Origin of the sequence: Olivibacter sp. 47 (assembly GCF_030372825.1) — a bacterium.
In the GTDB taxonomy this organism is placed as follows: Bacteria; Bacteroidota; Bacteroidia; order Sphingobacteriales; family Sphingobacteriaceae; genus Olivibacter; species Olivibacter oleidegradans.
Map to the genome: position 1 here is coordinate 4,878,912 of NZ_JAUCNR010000001.1, position 20,710 is coordinate 4,899,621.

Annotated in this window: 8 protein-coding genes; all 8 read left to right on the top strand. The window is 43.0% G+C overall.

The window, feature by feature from the left end:
- Positions 1 to 296 precede the first annotated feature (296 nt).
- Positions 297 to 974, top strand: a complete 678-nt coding sequence (locus QT327_RS21130) for a hypothetical protein (RefSeq protein ID WP_289553939.1) — start codon at positions 297 to 299, stop codon at positions 972 to 974.
- Positions 916 to 12,099: an Ig-like domain-containing protein gene (locus QT327_RS21135; RefSeq protein WP_289553940.1), complete on the top strand. Its 11,184-nt coding sequence runs from the start codon at positions 916 to 918 to the stop codon at positions 12,097 to 12,099. The genes QT327_RS21130 and QT327_RS21135 overlap by 59 nt, the downstream gene beginning before the upstream one ends.
- A 2-nt stretch (positions 12,100 to 12,101) precedes the next feature.
- Positions 12,102 to 14,156 (top strand): T9SS type B sorting domain-containing protein, encoded by a 2,055-nt coding sequence (locus tag QT327_RS21140; RefSeq protein WP_289553942.1) that lies wholly within the window; start codon positions 12,102 to 12,104, stop codon positions 14,154 to 14,156.
- 115 nt (positions 14,157 to 14,271) lie between these two features.
- Positions 14,272 to 15,279 (top strand): PorP/SprF family type IX secretion system membrane protein, encoded by a 1,008-nt coding sequence (locus QT327_RS21145; RefSeq protein WP_013665372.1) that lies wholly within the window; start codon positions 14,272 to 14,274, stop codon positions 15,277 to 15,279.
- A gap of 36 nt (positions 15,280 to 15,315) precedes the next feature.
- Entirely contained in the window at positions 15,316 to 17,259 is a 1,944-nt protein-coding gene (locus tag QT327_RS21150; protein WP_130856245.1) for an OmpA family protein, read from the top strand.
- Between the two features lie 219 nt (positions 17,260 to 17,478).
- On the top strand, positions 17,479 to 18,117 hold the full coding sequence (locus tag QT327_RS21155; protein WP_130856246.1) for a response regulator: 639 nt from the start codon (positions 17,479 to 17,481) through the stop codon (positions 18,115 to 18,117).
- Between the two features lie 823 nt (positions 18,118 to 18,940).
- Positions 18,941 to 19,912, top strand: coding sequence for a polyprenyl synthetase family protein (locus tag QT327_RS21160; RefSeq protein WP_130856247.1), 972 nt, complete (start codon positions 18,941 to 18,943; stop codon positions 19,910 to 19,912).
- Between the two features lie 47 nt (positions 19,913 to 19,959).
- Positions 19,960 to 20,709 (top strand): 1-deoxy-D-xylulose-5-phosphate synthase N-terminal domain-containing protein, encoded by a 750-nt coding sequence (locus QT327_RS28335; protein ID WP_354004791.1) that lies wholly within the window; start codon positions 19,960 to 19,962, stop codon positions 20,707 to 20,709.
- The last annotated feature ends 1 nt before the right edge of the window (position 20,710 follow it).

The window sequence follows — 20,710 nt, forward strand, 5'->3', positions numbered from 1 at the left end:
AACACGCCTAATTCTAAATGAACATTGTGAACAACTAATTCTTCATTTTGGTGAAATACATTTGTATGACAATTATTATGCGATAATAATGAGTAATACTGTGTGTATTGTATCACTAATTACTCACCATTTATACAACGAATAGTTCACTAATTTATTGTTATCGGTTTCGAATGAAAATGTTTGCATGGAGGGAAACTATAGTTGCCTTTTTAATATGCTTTTATTTTAATGCGGAGTGATAGCTGAATTTGGATTATTCTTCAAAAATAGACATTCTACTTAACAGCTGTTGTATGGAAACAACTTTTACGTTCAGAAAATCTTTTTCCCACTTTGTATTTACTGTCCTAGCGGTATTCTTTGCCGTATTTGGTATGACCGGAAAGGGATATGGGCAAACGAAATCTTATGCGACTTGGACACCTAACTCCGGACGAATCCAAATTGGGTTATTTAATGGTGGAGGTGTAACGGACGCGGGTAATGCTGCAATAGCAGATGACACCTATGCAACTATAACATCCCAGAGAACAGTATTGTTGGCTGGAGGAGATGGGTGGTTACAGTTGAAATATCCAACCGCCCAAGCTGCAAATGCAATTTCGTTCATTAAAGTTTCCGAGCTAGCAGAGTCGGGCCTTGGTCTCAACTTAGGTCAATTGTTAGGAGCTCCTAATGATATTATCATTGCTGATTTATACCAGAACGCGAATAACGGTTCAACGACCGCTGATGAGGGAACTCGAATCGCAGGCCTTAATATAGAAACTTCCTTTGTGCGAGACAATAATGGAGATCTATATTTAGCAATAGCTGCGCCTCAAAATACTATTCCATATAACGGCGTAAGAATTAGATTGACATTCCCTCCAGAGGTAAACGTCGCTTCAACTATATCAATGAGGGTTCACCATGCTTTACCCTTACTCTGGCACTTCATGTGGATTAGCAACTTACACAGATGTAGGTAAAAGCACGGGGCTAAACGTTGCCTTAACGGATGTCGTCCAAAATCCACAGAATGCAGTTGATAGCGATCCTAACAACTATTCTACAATCAGTACAGGCACCTTGCAAGTTGCGGGCTCTGTATTCCAAACTTTCTATTTTAATGGCTTATCGGCCCCACAGGATTACTTCAAAATCAAATTTTCAATCGGGGGCGGCAGTTTACTGGACCTTAATTTAATAGGTAGCTTTGAAATCCGTGCATATAACGGAAATCAACAAGTCTTTTCAAAGAAATTACAAGGAGGACTCATCAATGGTGTCGATTTATTAGGTCTATTGCGTAATGGCGAAACTGTAACTTTGCCGTTTGGTCCGGGTGTACCGTTCGATCGGGTAGCGATAGGGGTGAACACTTCGGTAGGATTAAGTTTAGCCAGCTCGCCATTAAGAGTCTACAGTGTTGAACGATATGGTGGAGCGAATAGTGGTATACTGACTTGTCCTGACCCTAATCCGATTATTCCTCCAAATCCAACGGATCATATGCTCAGTCAGAAAGATTGCGCAACCAATCTCATTTCTTCTGAATATGCTAATTTTCCTTATAACGCCGTTGACGGTAACAACGACAGTTACAGTACTTTAGAAGCAAGCTCAGGTACAGCCGCTGGTATCGGTTCTTATAGTGGCCATATTGAGCTTGGATTTAGTCAAATAAGACCAGCAGGTACCACCAGCTATATTCGTATAGATTTTGATAATGAGGTGCTCGGAGGATTATTGAATGGTAGTGTTGGACAATTGTTAGGTGGCGCAGTTAATAATGTTTTATTCGGAAGTCATTATTTTACGGTAGAAGCAAAAAATAATGGTGCTTCGGTCTTAAGCGGCTCTAGCAATACAGGTTTTTACAATACTGAAGGTCGTGTAAAAGTTGTTCAAGATAAGTTCGGACGCTACTATATCGCAATTACGCCAAATGGCGATTATAATAGTATACGTATCACAGAAAGCCTCGGAGCCTTGCTTGGGCTCGGAGAGGTGCGAAATATGAATGTCTATCATGCTTGTGTCTCAACCGGTTTCGAGCCATGTGAACAGGCATTTGCTACTTATACTGCTTCTAACGGGATTTCACTTGATTTACTAGGCGTAGGAAATGCCGGTGTAACCAACGCACAGAACGCTATTGACGGTGATGTAAATACTGCTTCTTCTATTAGTATTGGCGCTGCGGGTATAGCAGCAAGCGTTTATCAATATGTCGATTTCCATGGGGTGTCGGCGGAAACAGATCACTTCCGCGTAAAATTGAGAATGGACGGTGGTTCTGCTTTATCAGCCGAGGTATTGGGAAGTATCGTGGTGAAAGCCTTTAACGGTGACCAAGAAGTCTTCTCGCAACGACTTAGAGATGGACTGGTCTCTGATCTTGACTTGCTCGATTTATTACAAGGCGGACAAGTACTATCCTTACCATTTGGTCCCGGAAGACCTTTCGACCGTGTAGCGGTAGGTATTGAGTCTTTGTTGAGTGCAAACGTAATTAATAATCCATTACAGGTATTCAGCATTGAGCGTTTCAGTGCAGCTTGTCCGGATCCGGAATTACAAGATCCACCTGTAACGACACCGCCGTTTAATAACCAGGATTGTGGAACAACGGTAACAAGTTTCGAAAACACGAACTTCCCTCTTAATACGATCGATGGGAAAAACGATACGTATGCTACGTTATATGCCGGTACAGGTACAGCGCTAGGCTTGGGTGCCTTTAGCAGCCACATTGAACTGGCTTATTCGAATGCTATCCCGGCAAAAGAAACGTCCTATATCCGTATTGATTTCGAAGATGATATGTTGAACTCCTTATTAGGAGGAAGTTTAGGCGGTGCCCTGGCCGATTTAGCTGGTGGCCTATTACTGGGCAATCACTATTTTGAAGTGATGCTGAAAGACGCAAACGGTAACCAGATATATAACGCATCCAGCGTCGACGGCTTTAGCGATCAAGCGGTAAAAGTAGTCAAAGACGCTAATGGTCGTTTTTACATAGCAGTGACGGCTGATGTCCCTTATCAATCGGTTCGTATCACGCATGGTTTGGCCGCATTGATCGGTGGTAATAACACCGCTACCATGAACGTCTACAGCATGTGCAGAGAAACTGAGTTCAATCCTTGCGAGCAAGCAACCTTTACTTCGTTCGATGGTTCGGGACTTACTTTAGATTTATTGGATATCAGTAAAGGAGGTGTTTTCAATTCACAATATGCAATCGATGAAAACTCATCTAATTACTCCACCATCAATTTAGGTGTCGCAGGCGTCGGTGCTACCGTGTATCAAAATATCTACTTCAAAACAAAATCAGCTGCAACAGATTCACTGAGATTACGGGTACAATTAGATCAGCCAGGGATTTTAAACGTAGATTTGGCAGGATCTTACCGAATTAAGTTATTTAATGGAGATGATGAAGTATATAACCAACCACTTCAAAGCTCACTGATCAATAATCTAGACCTTTTAGGGCTGCTTAATACGGGTGGCATCATCCAATTGACCATTGCACCAGGTGTTGTGTACGACCGCGTACAATTTGGCTTGCAATCGGTAGCAAGTATAAATACCAGCGCTCCTCTGAGATTTTATGGAGTAAGTCGAATCTCTGAAAATTGTCCTGACCCGGATTTCTTGGAACCTCCTTATCGGAACCCGGTTTGCGCCGATGATTTGGTAAGCGCTGAACATACCGACGATTTGCAGAACTTATTTGATGGAAATCATAATAGTTATGCAACGATTCGTTCGGACGCAGGTTTAACCAAATATTCAGGTCATGTAGAATTCGGTTATGCTGCCCCAGTTGCAGCAGGTACTACGTCGTATATACGCATTGATACCGAAGGTGGGTTATTAGACGCATTGTTAGCCGGAAGTGTAGGTAAAGTGTTGACGGATATTCTGAATAACGTCGTACTTGGAAATCATTACTTCCATGTTTATGTAAAAGACGCGAGCGGAGCTACTGTAGTTTCAGGATCGAGCGAAGATTCGTTTACAGGGTCAACAACGGGTATGAACCCAAATAAACAAATTCGTGTCGTTCAGGATAATGCAGGGCGATACTATTTAGCTATCACACCTAACACGGCCTACCAAAGTGTTCGCATTGAAGACCATACTGATGCATTGTTATTGGGACAAAATAACAGCATGAATGTTTATGGTATGTGCTATGAAACCGACTTTGAAGGTTGTGCAGAAGCATTTACTACTTCTTTTGATGGTTCAGGCTTAACCGCTGGCCTAACAGGTATAGGAAATTACGGAGTACAGAATCCTTATCGTGTACTTGACAATAATAATAACGGTGACTATTCCGAGATTAGCCTAGGTGCATTAAGCGTTGCCGGAGCTATTCAACAAAATGTTCAATTTAACAAAGAAATCGAAGCAAACAGCATTTTCAAAATTAAAATGGCTGTTGGCACAGGAACATTGGATGCCGGTGTCTTTGGAAGAATTGATGTGGTAGGATATAACAACGGACAGGAAGTGTATGTTGAAACCTTAGAGAATGCGGTTGTCGGAAATGTTAACCTATTGCAATTATTCAACAACGGCGCTAGTCCCGAAATCAGTGTGTCACCTGATGTAGCAGTAGATGAACTAGCGATTCGTTTAAGATCGCTGGTAGGTGTTACCGTGGTTCCGAATGTAAGGCTCTATTATATTCAACAAGATTGTGATGCGGTATCAGATTTCGTAGCTTGGAAGAGCTATGCAGTAAATGCCGATCCTTCTATTGCTTCAGTAAAAGGAGGTGAAGAAGTAACTTATACGATCCATATTAGAAATACGGGTACGGTGGATCTGGCAGGATTGTCTGTAACAGATACAATACCAGCCCATACTACCTATGTCGACGGATCGGGCGGTGTGTTGGCTGGCAATGCTGTTACATTCGAGAATGTGGCTGTCGCAGCAGGTGCTACCACTACATTGAGCTTTAAGGTGACCGTAAATGCCGACCTAACCGGTGTTGCTCAAATTAGTAATACGGCTTTTGTAAAAACGGATGCCAATGACCCTGGTAAACCAACTTATCCGCCTGCAAATAATGCTACTCCTACAGATCCGGATACAAGCGGACCTACCGGAACTAATATTCCTGTAGATCAAATTTCATCTCTCGTGTCCTGGAAAGCTTATAAAGTAAATGGCGATGCTTCTATCACGTCTGTTAGTGGTGGTGAAGAAATTGAATATACCATTTATGTACGAAATACGGGTAACCAAGCTCTGACTAACGTAAATATTACAGATCCTATTCCAACCGGAACTGAGTACGTGTCAGGTGGGACATCGGCGAACAGCGCTGTAAGCTTTACGATACCAACTTTAGCTGTTGGTGAAACTTCAAGCCCTCAGGTATTTACGGTTAAGGTGAAAGCTAATTTAACCGGGCTTACAGAGATTAGAAATGTCGCCGCTGTGACAAGCAATGAGGTTGGTACGCCTACGGAAAGCTTCCCGCCGGTAGATAATACAAATCCGACTGAACCAAATGATACAGGTGGTACAGGTACGGTTATTCCGGTAGCTCCAGCCGACAACCTGGTATCTTGGAAAGCTTATAAGGTTAACGGTAGTGCTGATAGTACGGCTGTTCGCGGAGGTGAGACGGTTGAGTATGCAATCTATGTAAGAAATAATGGAAATCAGGATCTAACCAATGTGGTGATTTCCGATGTCTTGCCTGCGGGACTTACCTACGTTTCAGGAGGTAGTTTTGCTGGCAATACCGTAACATTTACGATACCTAGTTTAGCGGCAGGTCAGACTTCCACTCCGCAGATATTTACGGTTAAAGTAAATGAAGATTTGACCGGTATCGATGTAATCCGGAACTTGGCGACTGTGGTAAGTGATGAACTGACCACACCTATTGAAAGCTTCCCTCCGGTTGATAATACAACACCAAGTGAACCGGATACTACCGGTACAACCGGCACACCGTTGGATGTAACGCCTCTTCACGATTTAGATTTAGCACTGACTGGTACGAGCGATGGCGCAAATAGTGGACAAGCTGTATCGAATGATGTGATCACTTATACGGTTACCGTAACCAATAATGGTAATAAAGCCTTAACCAATGTTAATTTGGTGGATGCAATTCCACAAAATACGGCGCTTGAAAGTGCTGGCGACTTTACGCAAAACGGAAATAATCTTGAATTAACAATTCCGACACTTGCTGTTGGAGAAACCCAGACATATACCTTTACGGTACGTGTCAATACAATTGACCCAACGGTTGTTACGTCCATCGATAATAGTGTAACAGCAACTTATCGAAACGAAGATAATACGGCCGATAAATCAGAAACGGCTACGCATAGTATGCCAACGGATTGTACGCCAATTGACGCCTCTAATATTACACTTGCCGGGGCTGAAAATCCGATATGTGCCGGCGAAGAGATTACCTTGACCGCGGCATTCTCCGGTTTAACAACGCCACCTAGCGCCGGTTCGGTGAAATGGTATACCACTGCGGATCTTTCCGGTACACCGTTAACCGGTTTATCTATTACCGTGAATCCCGAAGTCAATACCACGTATTACGTAGTGGTTGAAGGTGACGGATTCTGCTTTAATAATCCACCAGCTCAGATTAGCGTAACGGTGTCGGCGATGCCTGAAACACCTACCATCACAGCTACAGGAGCCAATCCTTTCTGTGAAGGAGGTTTCACTACCCTCGTAGCCAGTGGCAATGCCGACTCGTATAAATGGTTTAACAATGGGGTGGAAATTACCGGGCAAACCAGTGCAAACCTTGAAGTGAGCACTGCCGGCCAGTATACGGTAATTGCTTTGAATGCTGGCGGATGTGAAAGTTCAGTGTCTGCAAGTTTTGCTGTGCAAATGAATCCACGTCCTACTCAACCAACTGTTCAATTAGACGGCGACGCGGCTATCTGCTCCGGCACTGAAGTTACTTTAACTTCGAGTGCTACTGATGGAAACCAATGGTTTAAGGATGGTGTTGAAATTCAAGGTGCAACGCAGCAAACACTCACCGTTAATGAGGCTGGCACCTACACGGTTATGGTAACTGATCCAAACACCGGTTGTACAAGCCTTGCTTCTACTGACCTGGTAATCACGGTGAATCCGACTCCTGAGATTACAATAAATGGAAATGCAGCTATTTCCGCTAAGGTGGGAGAGGCTGTTCAAATCCCTGGTGTGACAACAGATCCTACTGGTCTAACACCAACATGGTATGATAATGATGGTAATGTAACTACTAATTTAAATCCAACATTTAGTACACCGGGTGTATATACCTATACAGCTGTTGTAACGAATGGTGGTTGCTCGGCTTCTGCAACGGTTGTAATAACCGTATACGATGAGAATGCTTGTCCTCCATTGGTAGAACGGGTTTACGCCAATACGCAAACTTGGAGTGCGGTGCTTACAGGAGATGTAGAGAACCCGACTAATGCAGTAGATGGTAACCCGCAAACACATGCTACGCTAAGAACATTATTGGGCGTAGCCGGAATCGGTAGCGTTCGCCAAAACTTGCTATTTGCGCAAGAAGTAGAAGCTGGAACACCGGTTAGCGTGAAATTTGGTAAAGAACTGAGTGCTGTGGGTCTTATATCGGGTGTTTCGGTAGTAGGTTTAGATGCAGATGGAAACGAAATAGGAAGACCACAAAATGTACAAGGCGGATTGCTAGATTTATTGGTAGGCGACAATGTTGCTGAGTTTACTTTTGTACCAGCAGATAATAGTGGTCCTAAAAATTATAAAGGAGTACGTGTTATACAAGCGGCCGTATTAAGTGTTGCACAGAATACAAGAGTGTACGGAGCTTACGTTACGCAGAATAGCACAACAAACAATTGTGCACCTGTGGTTCCTGGTGTTAAAGCGAACGTGATTGATGTATTACATGGAGTGAGGGATATTGGCTTAGGAGCGTTAAGTGCGACTTCTTCTGTAAGCAATGCTTGGAATGCGGTAGATAATGATACAACGTCGTTTGCAACGATTTCAAGAGCTGCAGCTGTATTGAATGAAGCATTCTTAACCGTAGCGTTCAAAACACAAAGTCAGCTGAACGATTCGATCCGCATCGTTACAGAAGTGCCTAATGATCCGATCTTACAACTTGAGCTTTTGAAAGGCTATACGATTCAACGCTACCTAGGTGAAACACCAGTAGGTGAGCCATTGGATGAGGACAGCGGTTTATTAAATCTTAAGCTCTTGGGTTTACTTGGCAGCAGTCAAAGGGCAGCAATTATTGTTGCGCCAACCAACGAACCTTTTGATCGAGTACGTATCAGTTATGGAAGTGTAGCTAGTGTATTGGGTAATACAACCAATATTTACGATATCAACTTAAAGCCAACCATTAGTCCTGTAGTGGACCCGGATGGTGAGTTAAAATTATGCCTGGGCGATTCAATTGAATTGAACAAAGTTGATGATTGTACAGTTTATAAAATCTTTGATGCTGCTGAAGGCGGTAATGAATTGACTACTTCCGATGGTTTCCGTTTCGCTTTACCTGATGGTTTGGCTGCCGGCGAACACACATTCTATGTACAGGCGGTTCGCCAAGGTTGCGAAGTAGGCGCTAGAATAGCAATCACAGTTACCATTAAACCAACAGCTGTTGAAGCGGATATTAATAACATATTGGTAAATGGAGCTGAACCTACGGCGCCATTATGCTTGGAGCCAAATGAAGAAGTCGTATTGACGGCATCGTTAAGCGCAACCAGTACCGTTGTTAACCCCGTGTTCCACTGGTATAATGAAGCAGGGGCAGCCGTAAGTGGTGGCGAGAATGGTACCTTAAACTTAGGTGTATTAGCTGCCGGAACTTACACCTATCAGGTCGGTGTGAGTGGGGATAATGTATGTGAAAGCTTACCTGCTGATCGCAAATCAGTAACTTTTGTTATCAACAAACAAGCAGTTGACACTGATATCAATGTAATCGGAGAGGGGGCGCATTGTTTCGGATCGCCGGTAGTGTTAACTCCTAGTGCGAGTGACGCTAATGTAACAAACCCAATATTCAAATGGTACAGCTCGGCTGATAAATCGGTTGAGATTGTCAACGGAACTGTAGCGGGCATCACTTATGCGATAGACGCGGCAACGGGAGTATTAACAATAACCGGTTTACCAATAAATGCAACTCCATACACCTTCTATGTAACAATGTCAGCAGATGGTTATTGTGAAAATGAATCAGGAAGAGCGGTGGATGTAACCGTGAGCAGTGAACTGGATGCACCGACATTTGATACAACTAATCTATTAGTTTGCGAAGGTGAAAATGCAAGCTTTACGCTTACAAATAGCCAGCCAAGCATTACCTACCATTTCTATGATGCAAATGGCGTAGAGATAACGGATCCGGCTCTAATTAGTCATGATGCAACTACCAATGCTGTTGTTATTCACAATGTTACAGCGAGCGTTAGCTACCTGGTAGAATCACGGGATGCAGGAGGCTGTATAAGTGGTGAACGTACTACAATTACTGCCGGTGTGAAACCAGTGTTCACTGAACCAATTACGGTAACGATTAATGGCCAGACGCCGAGCACCGGTATCTGTACAGACCCCGCTGGAAATGTGGTGCTAGCTGCAACGGTTGATGCTGCTATTACGTTAACTAATCCGGTATTCCATTGGTATGATGGTGCAGGAGCAGCTGTTACAGGTGGTGAAGACGGTACTTTGGAACTAGTCTTAACGCCTGGTACCTATACGTATACTGTGGGTGTAAGCAGCGATGAATACTGCGAGACACCAGCGGCTGATAGAACTTCTGTAACCTTTACCATTAACCGTAAGGGAGTTCTGGGAGATATAGATATAGCGACCTATCCTACTGATTTATGCGCAGGTGAAGAGGTAACCTTCACGGCCAGCAGTACGACCGTTACCAACCCAATATTCCGTTGGTATACAACGGCTGACTTATCTGATACACCGGTAGAAGGAGCTAGCTTTATGCCAACTACATTAGCAACAGGTGTGAATACGTTCTATGTGACTGTATCCGGAGATGATGTATGCGAAGGCGATGCATCCGCTGCGGTGTCAGTAACTATCAATGTAAATGCGACTGTTGAAGCACCGCGTGTACAAACAGAGGTGACTGTGAGTGTAGGTCAAAGCATCGATATAACCGCCGCTTTAGGCGAAACACAAACAGGCGATCCTGCAGATTATGAGATTGTCTGGACATATGATAATAACGGGACACCTGCCGAATTTATAGGAGCAACCTTTACGGTGCCAAATGACTTGCCGGTAGGCGTTAAAACATATGAGGTATCTGTTCGGAGCAAGGTGGGGGCACTTTGTGAATCGCCAAAAGTAACGGTTACTGTTAATGTAACCGAGGTGATCAATGATGATTGTTTGGAGGCAAATGCGCAAACAAATGGTACCAATGGCATATGCTTATTATGTGGCGTTTCCGATGCCGGCAATGCTGTAGATGGCAATCCGGAGACATACGCTGTGCTACAGAGAACAGTCAATGTATTGGGTAAAGTATGGCAAGAATTAATCTTCCCGAATGGGGGTAAACAAGGTGATACCGTTTCCGTATGGCTAAGTGGAAACAATTCAATCTTAGATGCAAGCATCTTAGGAGGCTTAAATATTGGTACTTACAACGGTGCAACTAATAATAATGATGGAAGTCAAACAGGAGCGATATTAGATATCACCTTATTCCCTGGAAGTACAACAATACAACAATTTAAATTTATTGCAGGTGCTGATTTCGACCGTGTTCGTATTGAACAATATGAAGCAGTTGGTTTACTGGCAAACGGTCTGCGCATACATGGTGCAAATCTCGAATTACCGGCACCAACCGATATCCAACCGGTTGATGGTACTGCCTACTGTCAGGGTGATGAAATTACCTTATCCGCTACAGCAGCACCAAATACGCAATTGCGCTGGTTTGACGATGAAGGTAATCTAATAGGTGAAGGAGCGACCGTAACAACTACAGCACCGACGGATAAAACGGGCGAAGTTATTTATGAAGTAGTAGCCTTCCGTACAAATACCGGTGGTGAAATCTGTTACGGTGAGCGTATACCGGTTAAATTGGTTATTAATGATAAGCCGGAAATAACAGAACAACCCGCTAATTTAACGTTGGCGCCGGGAAGCACGGCTACCTTTAATGTTGTCGCTACAGGAACCGGTTTGACTTATCAATGGGAACAACTGGAAGGAACTACTTGGACAGCGCTTCCGGGTGAAACAAACAGTAGCTTGAGCTTGACGGTTCCATTGGTTCCTGCGGGTACAGTATACACTTATCGTGTAGTTGTTTCTTCAACTACAGGATGTGATGTGATTTCTGCACAAGCTACATTAACAGTTACTGCTCAAGAAGTAGACTTTACGAAGAGCAATCTTGCAGTAACGAAGGATGGTGCAATTGCAGACGGCGTAGACTATAACGAAGTGACCGCAACCTTACTGGATGCCTTCGATAATCCGGTAGCCAATAAGGATGTAGTCTTCACTATTGTGAATGTGGACGGTACAACGAGAGATACGACGATTACGACCGATGCTAATGGTAAAGCACTTGCCACAATAACTAGTATAAAAGCTGGAGAAGCAAGTGTGACTGCTACGGTAGATGGCACAGCAATTACTGTCGGAAGTCCGGCGATCGTAACCTTCGTAGCGGGCCCTGTTGATCACGACAAGAGCAGGCTGGAGGTGACGAAAGACGGAGCAGTAGCGGACGGAGTGGATTACAACGAAGCAACGGCGACCATCGTGGATGCGAACGATAACCCGATCGCAGGCCAGGATGTGGTATTCGATATCACGAACGTTGACGGCACTACCAGCCAGCAGACGGTAACCACGGATGCGGCAGGTAAAGCGATAGTCCGTGTGACCAGCACAAAAGCAGGTGAGGCAACTATTGCAGCAACGGTAGGCGGAACGGCCATCAGCGGCAGTCCGGTAACGGTAACCTTCGTAGCGGGTCCTGTTGATCACGACAAGAGCAGGCTGGAGGTAACGAAGATGGTAGTCCAGTAACTGTGAACTTTGTAGTGAACCCGACAGACACTGGTAAGAGCAGGCTGGAAGTAACGAAGGACGGAGCAGTAGCGGACGGTGTAGACTATAACGAAGCAACAGCCACCATTGTGGATGCCTTTGAAAATCCAATTGCTAACAAGGATGTGGTATTCGATATCACGAACGTTGACGGCACTACCAGCCAGCAAACGGTAACCACGGATGCAGCGGGTAAAGCAGTAGTACGTATAACCAGTACAAGTGCTGGTCAAGCGACTATTGCAGCTACGGTAGATGGAAAGGGTATCAGTGGTAGCCCGGTTGTTGTAAACTTTGTAAGACCTTATAACTTAAGTATAACCAAGGTTGCCGATCAAGCGAGAGTAAAAGCCAGCGAAAATACTACGTTTACAGTGACAATCACCAATGAAGGTCCGACGGCTATTCCTAGCGGAAAAGTGATTAGCTTGACAGAGCGGCCAGGAAATGGTGTAAGCATTACCGGTTACGAAGTGACATCAGGTAACGGAACCATCAATGGAACAGGTAATACGCCTACGGTGACAACCAGTGCAAACATACCGGTTAATGGAACCATCGTGGTGAAAGTGACTGCACAAATAGCAGTTGACGCTCCGGCAACCATCACAAATGGTATCAGCGTTTGGGGTCCGGATAAACCTATAACAGAGGATCCGGATGATGAAGATGATACACCGGAAATACCTGTTGATCGTGACGCGCAATTAAGCATAACAAAAGTTGCAGATCAAGCAAGGGTGGTGGCTGGTACAAGCACCAGCTTTACGGTAACAATCACGAATAATGGTCCTGCTGAAATCGCTAGCGGTAAGGTGATTACCTTAACTGAAAGACCGGGAAGTGGCGTAAGCATCACTGGTTACGAAGTGACCTCTGGTAATGGAACAGCTAGCGGAAATGCAACGGCTGCAACGGTTACTACAAATAAAGTAATTCCTGTTAACGGAACCATTATCATCAAGGTAACTGCGACGATAGCAGCGGACGCTCCGGCAACCATAACCAATGGTATCAGCGTATGGGGTCCGGACAAACCGACAACAGAAGAACCGGACGATGAAGACGACACACCGGAAATACCAGTTGATTATGTATCAAACTTGAGTATTACAAAAGTAGCGGATCAGGCGAGGGTCCAAGCGGGTGAGTCTACCAGCTTCACCGTAACTATCACGAACAATGGTCCTTCAGATATTTTGAGTGGTAAAGTAATCAATATTGCTGAACTACCAAGTGAAGGATTAAGCATCACCGGGTATGAAGTGACTTCAGGTAATGGTACAGCAAGCGGTAATGGAAATACAGCTACTGTCATAGCTAATACAAAAGTAGCTAGAGGTGGAACGATTACGATGAAGATAAGGGGATTGGTTAATGCAGAAGCGCCGGCAGTAATTAGCAATGGTATCCAAGTTTGGGGTCCAGATAAACCGGTTACGCAAGATCCGGATGATGAGGATCAAACACCGGAAATACCGGTTGATTATCAATTACCGGAAGCGGCGGATGACGAAGCGGAAACAACCTCGGCAACACCGGTTACCATCAATGTGTTGGCAAATGATAGAGCTACTAGATGGCCATTGAATGTCGCCTCAGTAGAAATTGTGAATGCGCCTCAGAACGGTAAAGTTGCAGTAAACGCAGACGGAACGGTGACGTATACATCGGATAAGGGTTATGTCGGTACGGATAGATTCACTTATACAGTGAAAGACGAAAAAGGCAATGTAAGTAATGCTGCCACTGTCATGGTTAATGTGATTCCGAACCCATTGTTCATACCGAATGCCTTTACACCGAATGGTGATGGTAAGAATGACCAGTTTGAGATTATGGGAATAGAAGGCTATGATCGGGTTGAACTCTATGTGTTCAATCGTTGGGGCAATGAAGTATATAATAATCCAAATTACAATAATAATTGGGATGGTCAGAACCTGAATGAAGGTACTTACTATTACTTGATCAAACTGATTAAGGAAGATAAAGTGGAAACGCAAAAAGGTTGGGTATTATTAAAGAGACAGTAGATATTGGACATAGGTTGTAGGGATTGTCCAAAAAGAAACAGGCAAACTTTTTGGACAAGGCCTTACAAACCACATTGCTTCATAAGGCAAAGGACTCGAATGAAAATAAAACGCTATGGATAAGCATAATATAAAGAGATTAGTCATCGTACTGACATTGGCACTCGGTTTGGGAGAGGTCAAAGCGCAGCAAAATATCCAATTCACGCAATACATTTTTAACTCACTGAGTGTAAACCCAGCTTATGCAGGTTACAAAGAGGAATGGTTTGCGCAAATGGCTTTGCGTAGTCAGTGGACTGGTATTGACGGCGCGCCAAAAACGGGACAGGCATCAATAGACGGCGTGTTGGGGATGAATAAGAATACAGGGGTAGGTTTGCAGGTTACTGCAGATAAATTGGGGGCACAAAGTGCTACTTCCGTCTATGCCAATTATGCTTATCGTTTGCGCTTAGATGCTGAAGATACCCAAAGGCTAAGTTTTGGAATCGGGGCAGGTATTACCCAATACGGACTGGATGGAAATGAACTGAGAACAACTTATCCGGGCGATCCAACAATTCCACCGGGAAAAATCAGTAACACGATTCCGGACATACGTTTTGGCGTTTACTATTATAATCCTCGTTGGTACTTAGGTGTTTCTATGATGGACTTACTTTCAGGTGATCAATCCAATAATATTTTCCGTTGGGACGCGAATGCTACTTCCAATTTAAAGCGTAAGCGTCATATGTATTTGATAGGAGGGGCCCTGTTTGATCTATCAGAAGATATGAAACTTCGACCAAGTGTAATGGTTATGGAGGATTTTAAGGGACCTACAAATGTTGATTTGAATGCCATGTTTATCTTTGGGGAACGAGTGTGGTTGGGAGCGGGATATCGAATGGGATTAAAAATGGGTAAATCATACGCCAACGGACAGCAGAATCTGAGAAGCTCTAATGCAATTACAGGTGTGGCGCAATTTTACGTCACCGAACGTTTGCGAATTGGTTATTCATACGACCACATATTAAGCCGTTTGAGCTCTGTTCAAAACGGAACGCATGAGGTCACTATTGGTTTAACCTTTCCTCAAAGCGGTTATAGACTCATAAGTCCACGATTCTTTTAGGCCAGGTAACGAATTAATCAGCTAATGCAGAATCCAATGAAGAAATTATACATATATCCCTATTTATTAGTGCTCATCCTTTTAGGATCGGGGGTACAAGCACAAGAACAACCTACGCTGCGCGATCGGGCAAATCAACTGTATAATGAATACCAATTCGCGAAGGCCGCTCAATTATATGAACGCTTGGTCGATAGTAAAAAACCGAGGCAAAGCGATTTGGAAAATTTGGCGGATTGCTATAGGAAGATGAATAATTACGGAATGGCTGAGAATTGGTACGTTCGTGTATTGGAAGATAGCACAAGCAATCCGATTAACAAACTGCGATATGCTGAAGTACTAAAGGCCAATGCAAAATATGCCGAAGCAAAAAGGGCTTTTCAGGACTATGCAGATAAAGCTGGCAGCACGAATGAAATTGATTTACAAATAAGGGGATGCGATTCTGCCATTGTTTGGATGCAGCAACCGACTACGCATAAGTTAAGAAACGAGTCTTCTGTAAACACAGCCTTGGCAGAATTTGGAGGATATACCGTTGGAGATAAAGTTTATTATGTTGGGGAACCTGATGCTATTATGTTCAAGAATGTTTACGGATGGACGGGTAATCCTTTTTTAAGAGTTTATAGCGCGAAGCATAACGAAGGAAACATCCTGAAGGAATCAAACATTGCAGAGGCGTCATTTAACAATGAACCTTATCATGTGGGGCCCGTGGCGTCTAATAAAGAAGGAACGACACTTTATGTAACGCGTACTCATCCCGGAAAAGAGGTGCAAAAGGAGAAAGAAGATAGAAAAAGATACCGTACCAAAAATTTGGAATTATATATTTATACAAATGATAACGGTACTTGGAACGAAACCCCTTTTGCTTACAATCGAGTGAATGAATATTCAGTAGGCCACGCTGCCTTGAGCCAAGACGGTGAAACATTATATTTCGTCTCGGATATGCCGGGAGGACAAGGTGGAACCGATATATGGTATAGTGAGCGCTTATTGAATGGTGAGTGGGGCGAACCTAAGAATGCCGGTCCGATGATCAACAGTGCCGGAGACGAGATGTTTCCCAGTATAACAAAGGAAGGTGTTCTGTATTTCTCAAGTAATGGTTGGCCAGGTATGGGGAATCTAGATGTTTTTACCGCAATGGGAACTAAAGAAACTTGGTCTAAGGCGGTTAATATGCGTTTTCCTGTTAATTCTCCTGCTGATGATTTTGCCTACACGGTTAACGATATTACCAATCTCACCGAGGCGGGTTTTATGTCTTCAAATAGAAAAGGAGGCTTGGGTAGTGATGATATATATTCTTTTACTTATTTAAAACCGAAATTTACGGTGCTGCTTGCCGGGGTAACTTACGACAAGGAGACCGAAGAACCTTTAGCTGACGCAAACGTTAGTTTGCTTGATGAACAAGGTACCTTATTGGCTAAGAAAACGAGCGAATCGGCAGGTCGATTTGAATTTGAAGTGGATGTAGAGCAGGCTTATCAAGTATTAGGCGAAAAAGTTGGCTACATTGCCGATTCGGCATTTACTAATACCAATGGATTAAATCCGGGCGATACGGTGAAAGTTGCTTTATACCTAGATCAGTTAAAACAAGGGAAGACTTTCCGGTTGGATAATATCTATTATGATTTTGATAAATTTAATATCCGTAAAGATGCCGCGGTTATTTTGGACGGACTCGTAAAAATCATGAAAGACAATCCGACCCTAAAAATAGAGCTCTCATCCCACACAGATAGCAGAGGAAGGGATAAATACAATATGACGCTTTCTCAAAAACGCGCACAGGCTGCAGTTGACTATTTAGTCAGCAGAGGAATTGCGAGAGATAGGATGATTGCTAAAGGATACGGTGAAAGTAAGTTATTAAACCGTTGTGCTAACGGCATCAAGTGCTCAGAAGCAGAACATCAACTGAATAGAAGAACTGAATTTACTGTATTGGAACTTTAATTATAACATGGTTCAAGCAAAAGCGATAAAGTCCATCATCAGGGTATATCGAATCGTGAAAAATACTGAATCTATTCATTCGTTTAACCGTCACAACAGATAAACTATGTCAACATAAGTCAACGCATTATTATATAGTTATTATTCGTTAAACTACTGATCCGGTCAACCTAAACCAATAAATTAAAGTAAGTATTGTTTTAACGATAACGAATAAAAATGAATATCTTGTTAGTCGATGATCACAGTGTTATCCGGTTAGGTGTCCTTTTTATTATTAAGGAAATGTTCGGAAATCCCGTTATTCACGAAGCCGAAACATGGGGCAAAGCGACTGAGCTGATTGACCACTATCCAATTGATTTGGCCATTTTGGATATCGAAATCCCGGGAGGCAAAGGTCTTGATATGATTTCCCTGTTGAGAACAAAAAAGCCCTATCTTAAAGTATTAATGTTTACCGCTTTTGACGAACATGTGTATGCCCTGCGATATCTAGATCAGGGAGCACATGGATTTATACAAAAAACGGCAAATGACCAAGAACTTAGAAAAGCGATCGGCAACGTGTCGGCTGGTAAGCAATATATCAGTACGGCGATAAAAGATATGATTTGGGAAAGCCGGCTCAAAAAAGGTAAATCGATACAAAGTAATCCATTTGAATTATTGTCTAACCGTGAATTGGAGGTCTGCAAATTGATGGTCAAAGGTCTTCGATTAAGCGATATTGCCGCACAGCTGCAATTGCATACCTCTACCGTTGGGACTTATAAAAATAACATTTTTCAAAAGCTTCAGGTTAATAATATACGGTTGCTTCTCGACAAGTTTCACTTATATCAAATGTATAACTGAAGACCAAAACATCATCCATCGGTGCGACTAGTGCCGAACTTTCTAAAGCCAAGCGAAGCTGATTAGTTATGTCGCTTTCAGGACCTGCTAGTGTAAACTGTCGGACCAATTTACTCCACTCCACTTTCATAAACCGTTTACTTATTTAAAAATACATAACCACCATACTATTGTTTGCTTAAAAAGTAGGTAGTCCAAAGCCTACAAGAGATGTTCGGTTTTCTGAAATCCAATGCAAGAATGGTTTTGGGCTACTGCGGGCGGCTTTTTTGTCGTTAAAGCAAACAACGAGTTCTTTCTCTCAAAAAAGAAAGCTACGAACAAGTAAAGCCCTTTTTGTGAATGACTAATTAACTTATTAATTCGTGTAGGATATGTGTACGGGCCTCTTATGGAAATCTCTAGTCTCGAGCTTATCCTAAGATCGCTTAATTAATTAGAGATATCTGATGCTGCTGTCAGTTGAACTGTCTATGGTTTGGCCGAAAGTACCCAAGTTACCAATCGTAAATAGGCGTCTTCCGTACGGTATTAGTTATGATCGAAAGCTATAGTTAATATTGATATTATATTAATTTACGCGCAACTGTTCGAAATTAATTGGGTAATTTTTTATTTGCTGGTAAAGCAAGTTTGTGTGGTGTTTTTAACACGTTGTTTGTTAGCGACTTTGTTGGTGTTAGATTCTTAATAAAGAAAAACTGAACAAGTTGAACATTTATTCTTCCTGCAAAATTAGTTAATTTAGAATAAACGGATTATAATTTCTGATTGGCCGTAAATTCCGTGAGAGTCGGTTTTCTTCACTAAATTATGAGATACCATGCATTCTTTTTCAGCAATATCTGACCTCTATCAGCAAAAAAGAGATTCGTTAGTGTTCCCGCTTACCCCCTCAAATCTTTACGGATCTATCAATTATTTTTTGGATTTACCCGGTAAGAGGATAAGGCCCGCTCTCTGCTTGATGGCCAATGAATTATTTACTCCTATTCGATCCGATAGTTATAGAATAGCGCATGCAATCGACCTCTTTCATAATTTTACGCTCATTCATGATGATATCATGGATCGATCCCCCCTGCGCAGAGGTCGCGCTACCTTACATACAAAATATGACGAAGGTACAGCCATCCTCGCTGGCGATACGTTATTTATTTATTGCTATTTGTTACTCAACAAAGTGGACTTAATTCACCGAACGCATATTGTCGAATTGTTTTCAGAAACGGCCAAACAGGTTTGCGAGGGACAGCAGATGGATATCGATTTAGAAAAGAAGGAAATGGACGCTGTACATTATGCCGATTACCTGGAAATGATCACCAGGAAGACATCGGTACTGTTGGGCTGTGCAGCTCAGTGCGGAGCTATTATGGGTGGTGCGAATGAGCAACAACAGATCAGTTTGTATGAATTCGGCAAGAACATTGGTATTGCTTTTCAGATACAGGATGACTATCTGGATACCTTTGGTTTGACTGCCCGGACCGGGAAACAGGTAGGGGGCGATATCTTGGAAAACAAAAAAACGGCGTTGCTGGTCAAAGCTTTTGAAGTGGCCGACTTCAAACAGAAAATAATGTTAAAGGAAGCTTTCTTACAAACGGGACAAGATAAAGTCCAAGCCGTTATAAACAGTTATAAAGCATTGGAGGTAGATCAATGGGCCACCAAAGCGATCGAGTCATATACAGCAATTGCCTTCGGTAATCTAGAAGAGATTGATGTGCCTGTTTTTAAAAAGGAAAAGCTGATGAAATTGGCGAATTCCTTATTAGTAAGACAGTCTTAAATAGGTAAATCTACGATTATATAATCACCGTCAAATTGTACGCCGTTATGAAGAAAACCAAGTTGTCTTTGCTCGACCAGATCAATAATCCCACCGATCTTAAAAAGTTGAAAAGGTCGCAACTTCCCCAGTTATGTGACGAACTAAGGGAATTCATAATCGAAACTGTAAGCAGGCACGGAGGACATTTCGGAGCCAGTTTAGGTACGGTTGAGCTAACGGCTGCCCTGCATTATGTTATGAATACGCCCTACGATCAGCTAATTTGGGATGTAGGGCATCAAGCTTATGGTCATAAAATCCTAACGGGGAGACGTGACACTTTTCATACCAATCGCAAACATAAGGGCATCAGTGGCTTTCCACGCAGAGAGGAAAGTGTATACGATGCATTTGGAACAGGCCATTCTTCGACGTCTATTTCTGCCGCCCTCGGTATGGCGCTCGCTGCCAAACTTAGTGGACAGCACGATAAGCAGCACATTGCGGTGATAGGTGACGGTGCCATGACGGCAGGTATGGCTTTCGAAGCGCTCAATCATGCCGGTGCGTCAGATACCAACTTAATCGTTATTCTAAATGATAATTGCATGTCCATTGATCAGAATGTGGGCGCCTTAAAAGACTATCTGACACACCTGACCTTAACCGGAACTTATAACAAGTTCCGTAAAAATGTAGGAAAAACAATCACGAAGTTACCACTGGTCGGGGAACGATCTAAAGAGCTGCTGCATAGAACAAAGTCAGGAATCAAGAGCATGCTATCCGAGCAAGCAAATTTTTTGAGGCATTAAA

Bases quoted from the DNA above. Each gene is read 5' to 3' on its own strand.
- QT327_RS21135 (WP_289553940.1), top strand. From the start codon at position 916: ATGCTTTACCCTTACTCTGGCACTTCATGTGGATTAGCAACTTACACA.
- QT327_RS21130 (WP_289553939.1), top strand. From the start codon at position 297: ATGGAAACAACTTTTACGTTCAGAAAATCTTTTTCCCACTTTGTATTT.
- QT327_RS28335 (WP_354004791.1), top strand. From the start codon at position 19,960: ATGAAGAAAACCAAGTTGTCTTTGCTCGACCAGATCAATAATCCCACC.
- QT327_RS21150 (WP_130856245.1), top strand. From the start codon at position 15,316: ATGAAGAAATTATACATATATCCCTATTTATTAGTGCTCATCCTTTTA.
- QT327_RS21155 (WP_130856246.1), top strand. From the start codon at position 17,479: ATGAATATCTTGTTAGTCGATGATCACAGTGTTATCCGGTTAGGTGTC.
- QT327_RS21160 (WP_130856247.1), top strand. From the start codon at position 18,941: ATGCATTCTTTTTCAGCAATATCTGACCTCTATCAGCAAAAAAGAGAT.
- QT327_RS21145 (WP_013665372.1), top strand. From the start codon at position 14,272: ATGGATAAGCATAATATAAAGAGATTAGTCATCGTACTGACATTGGCA.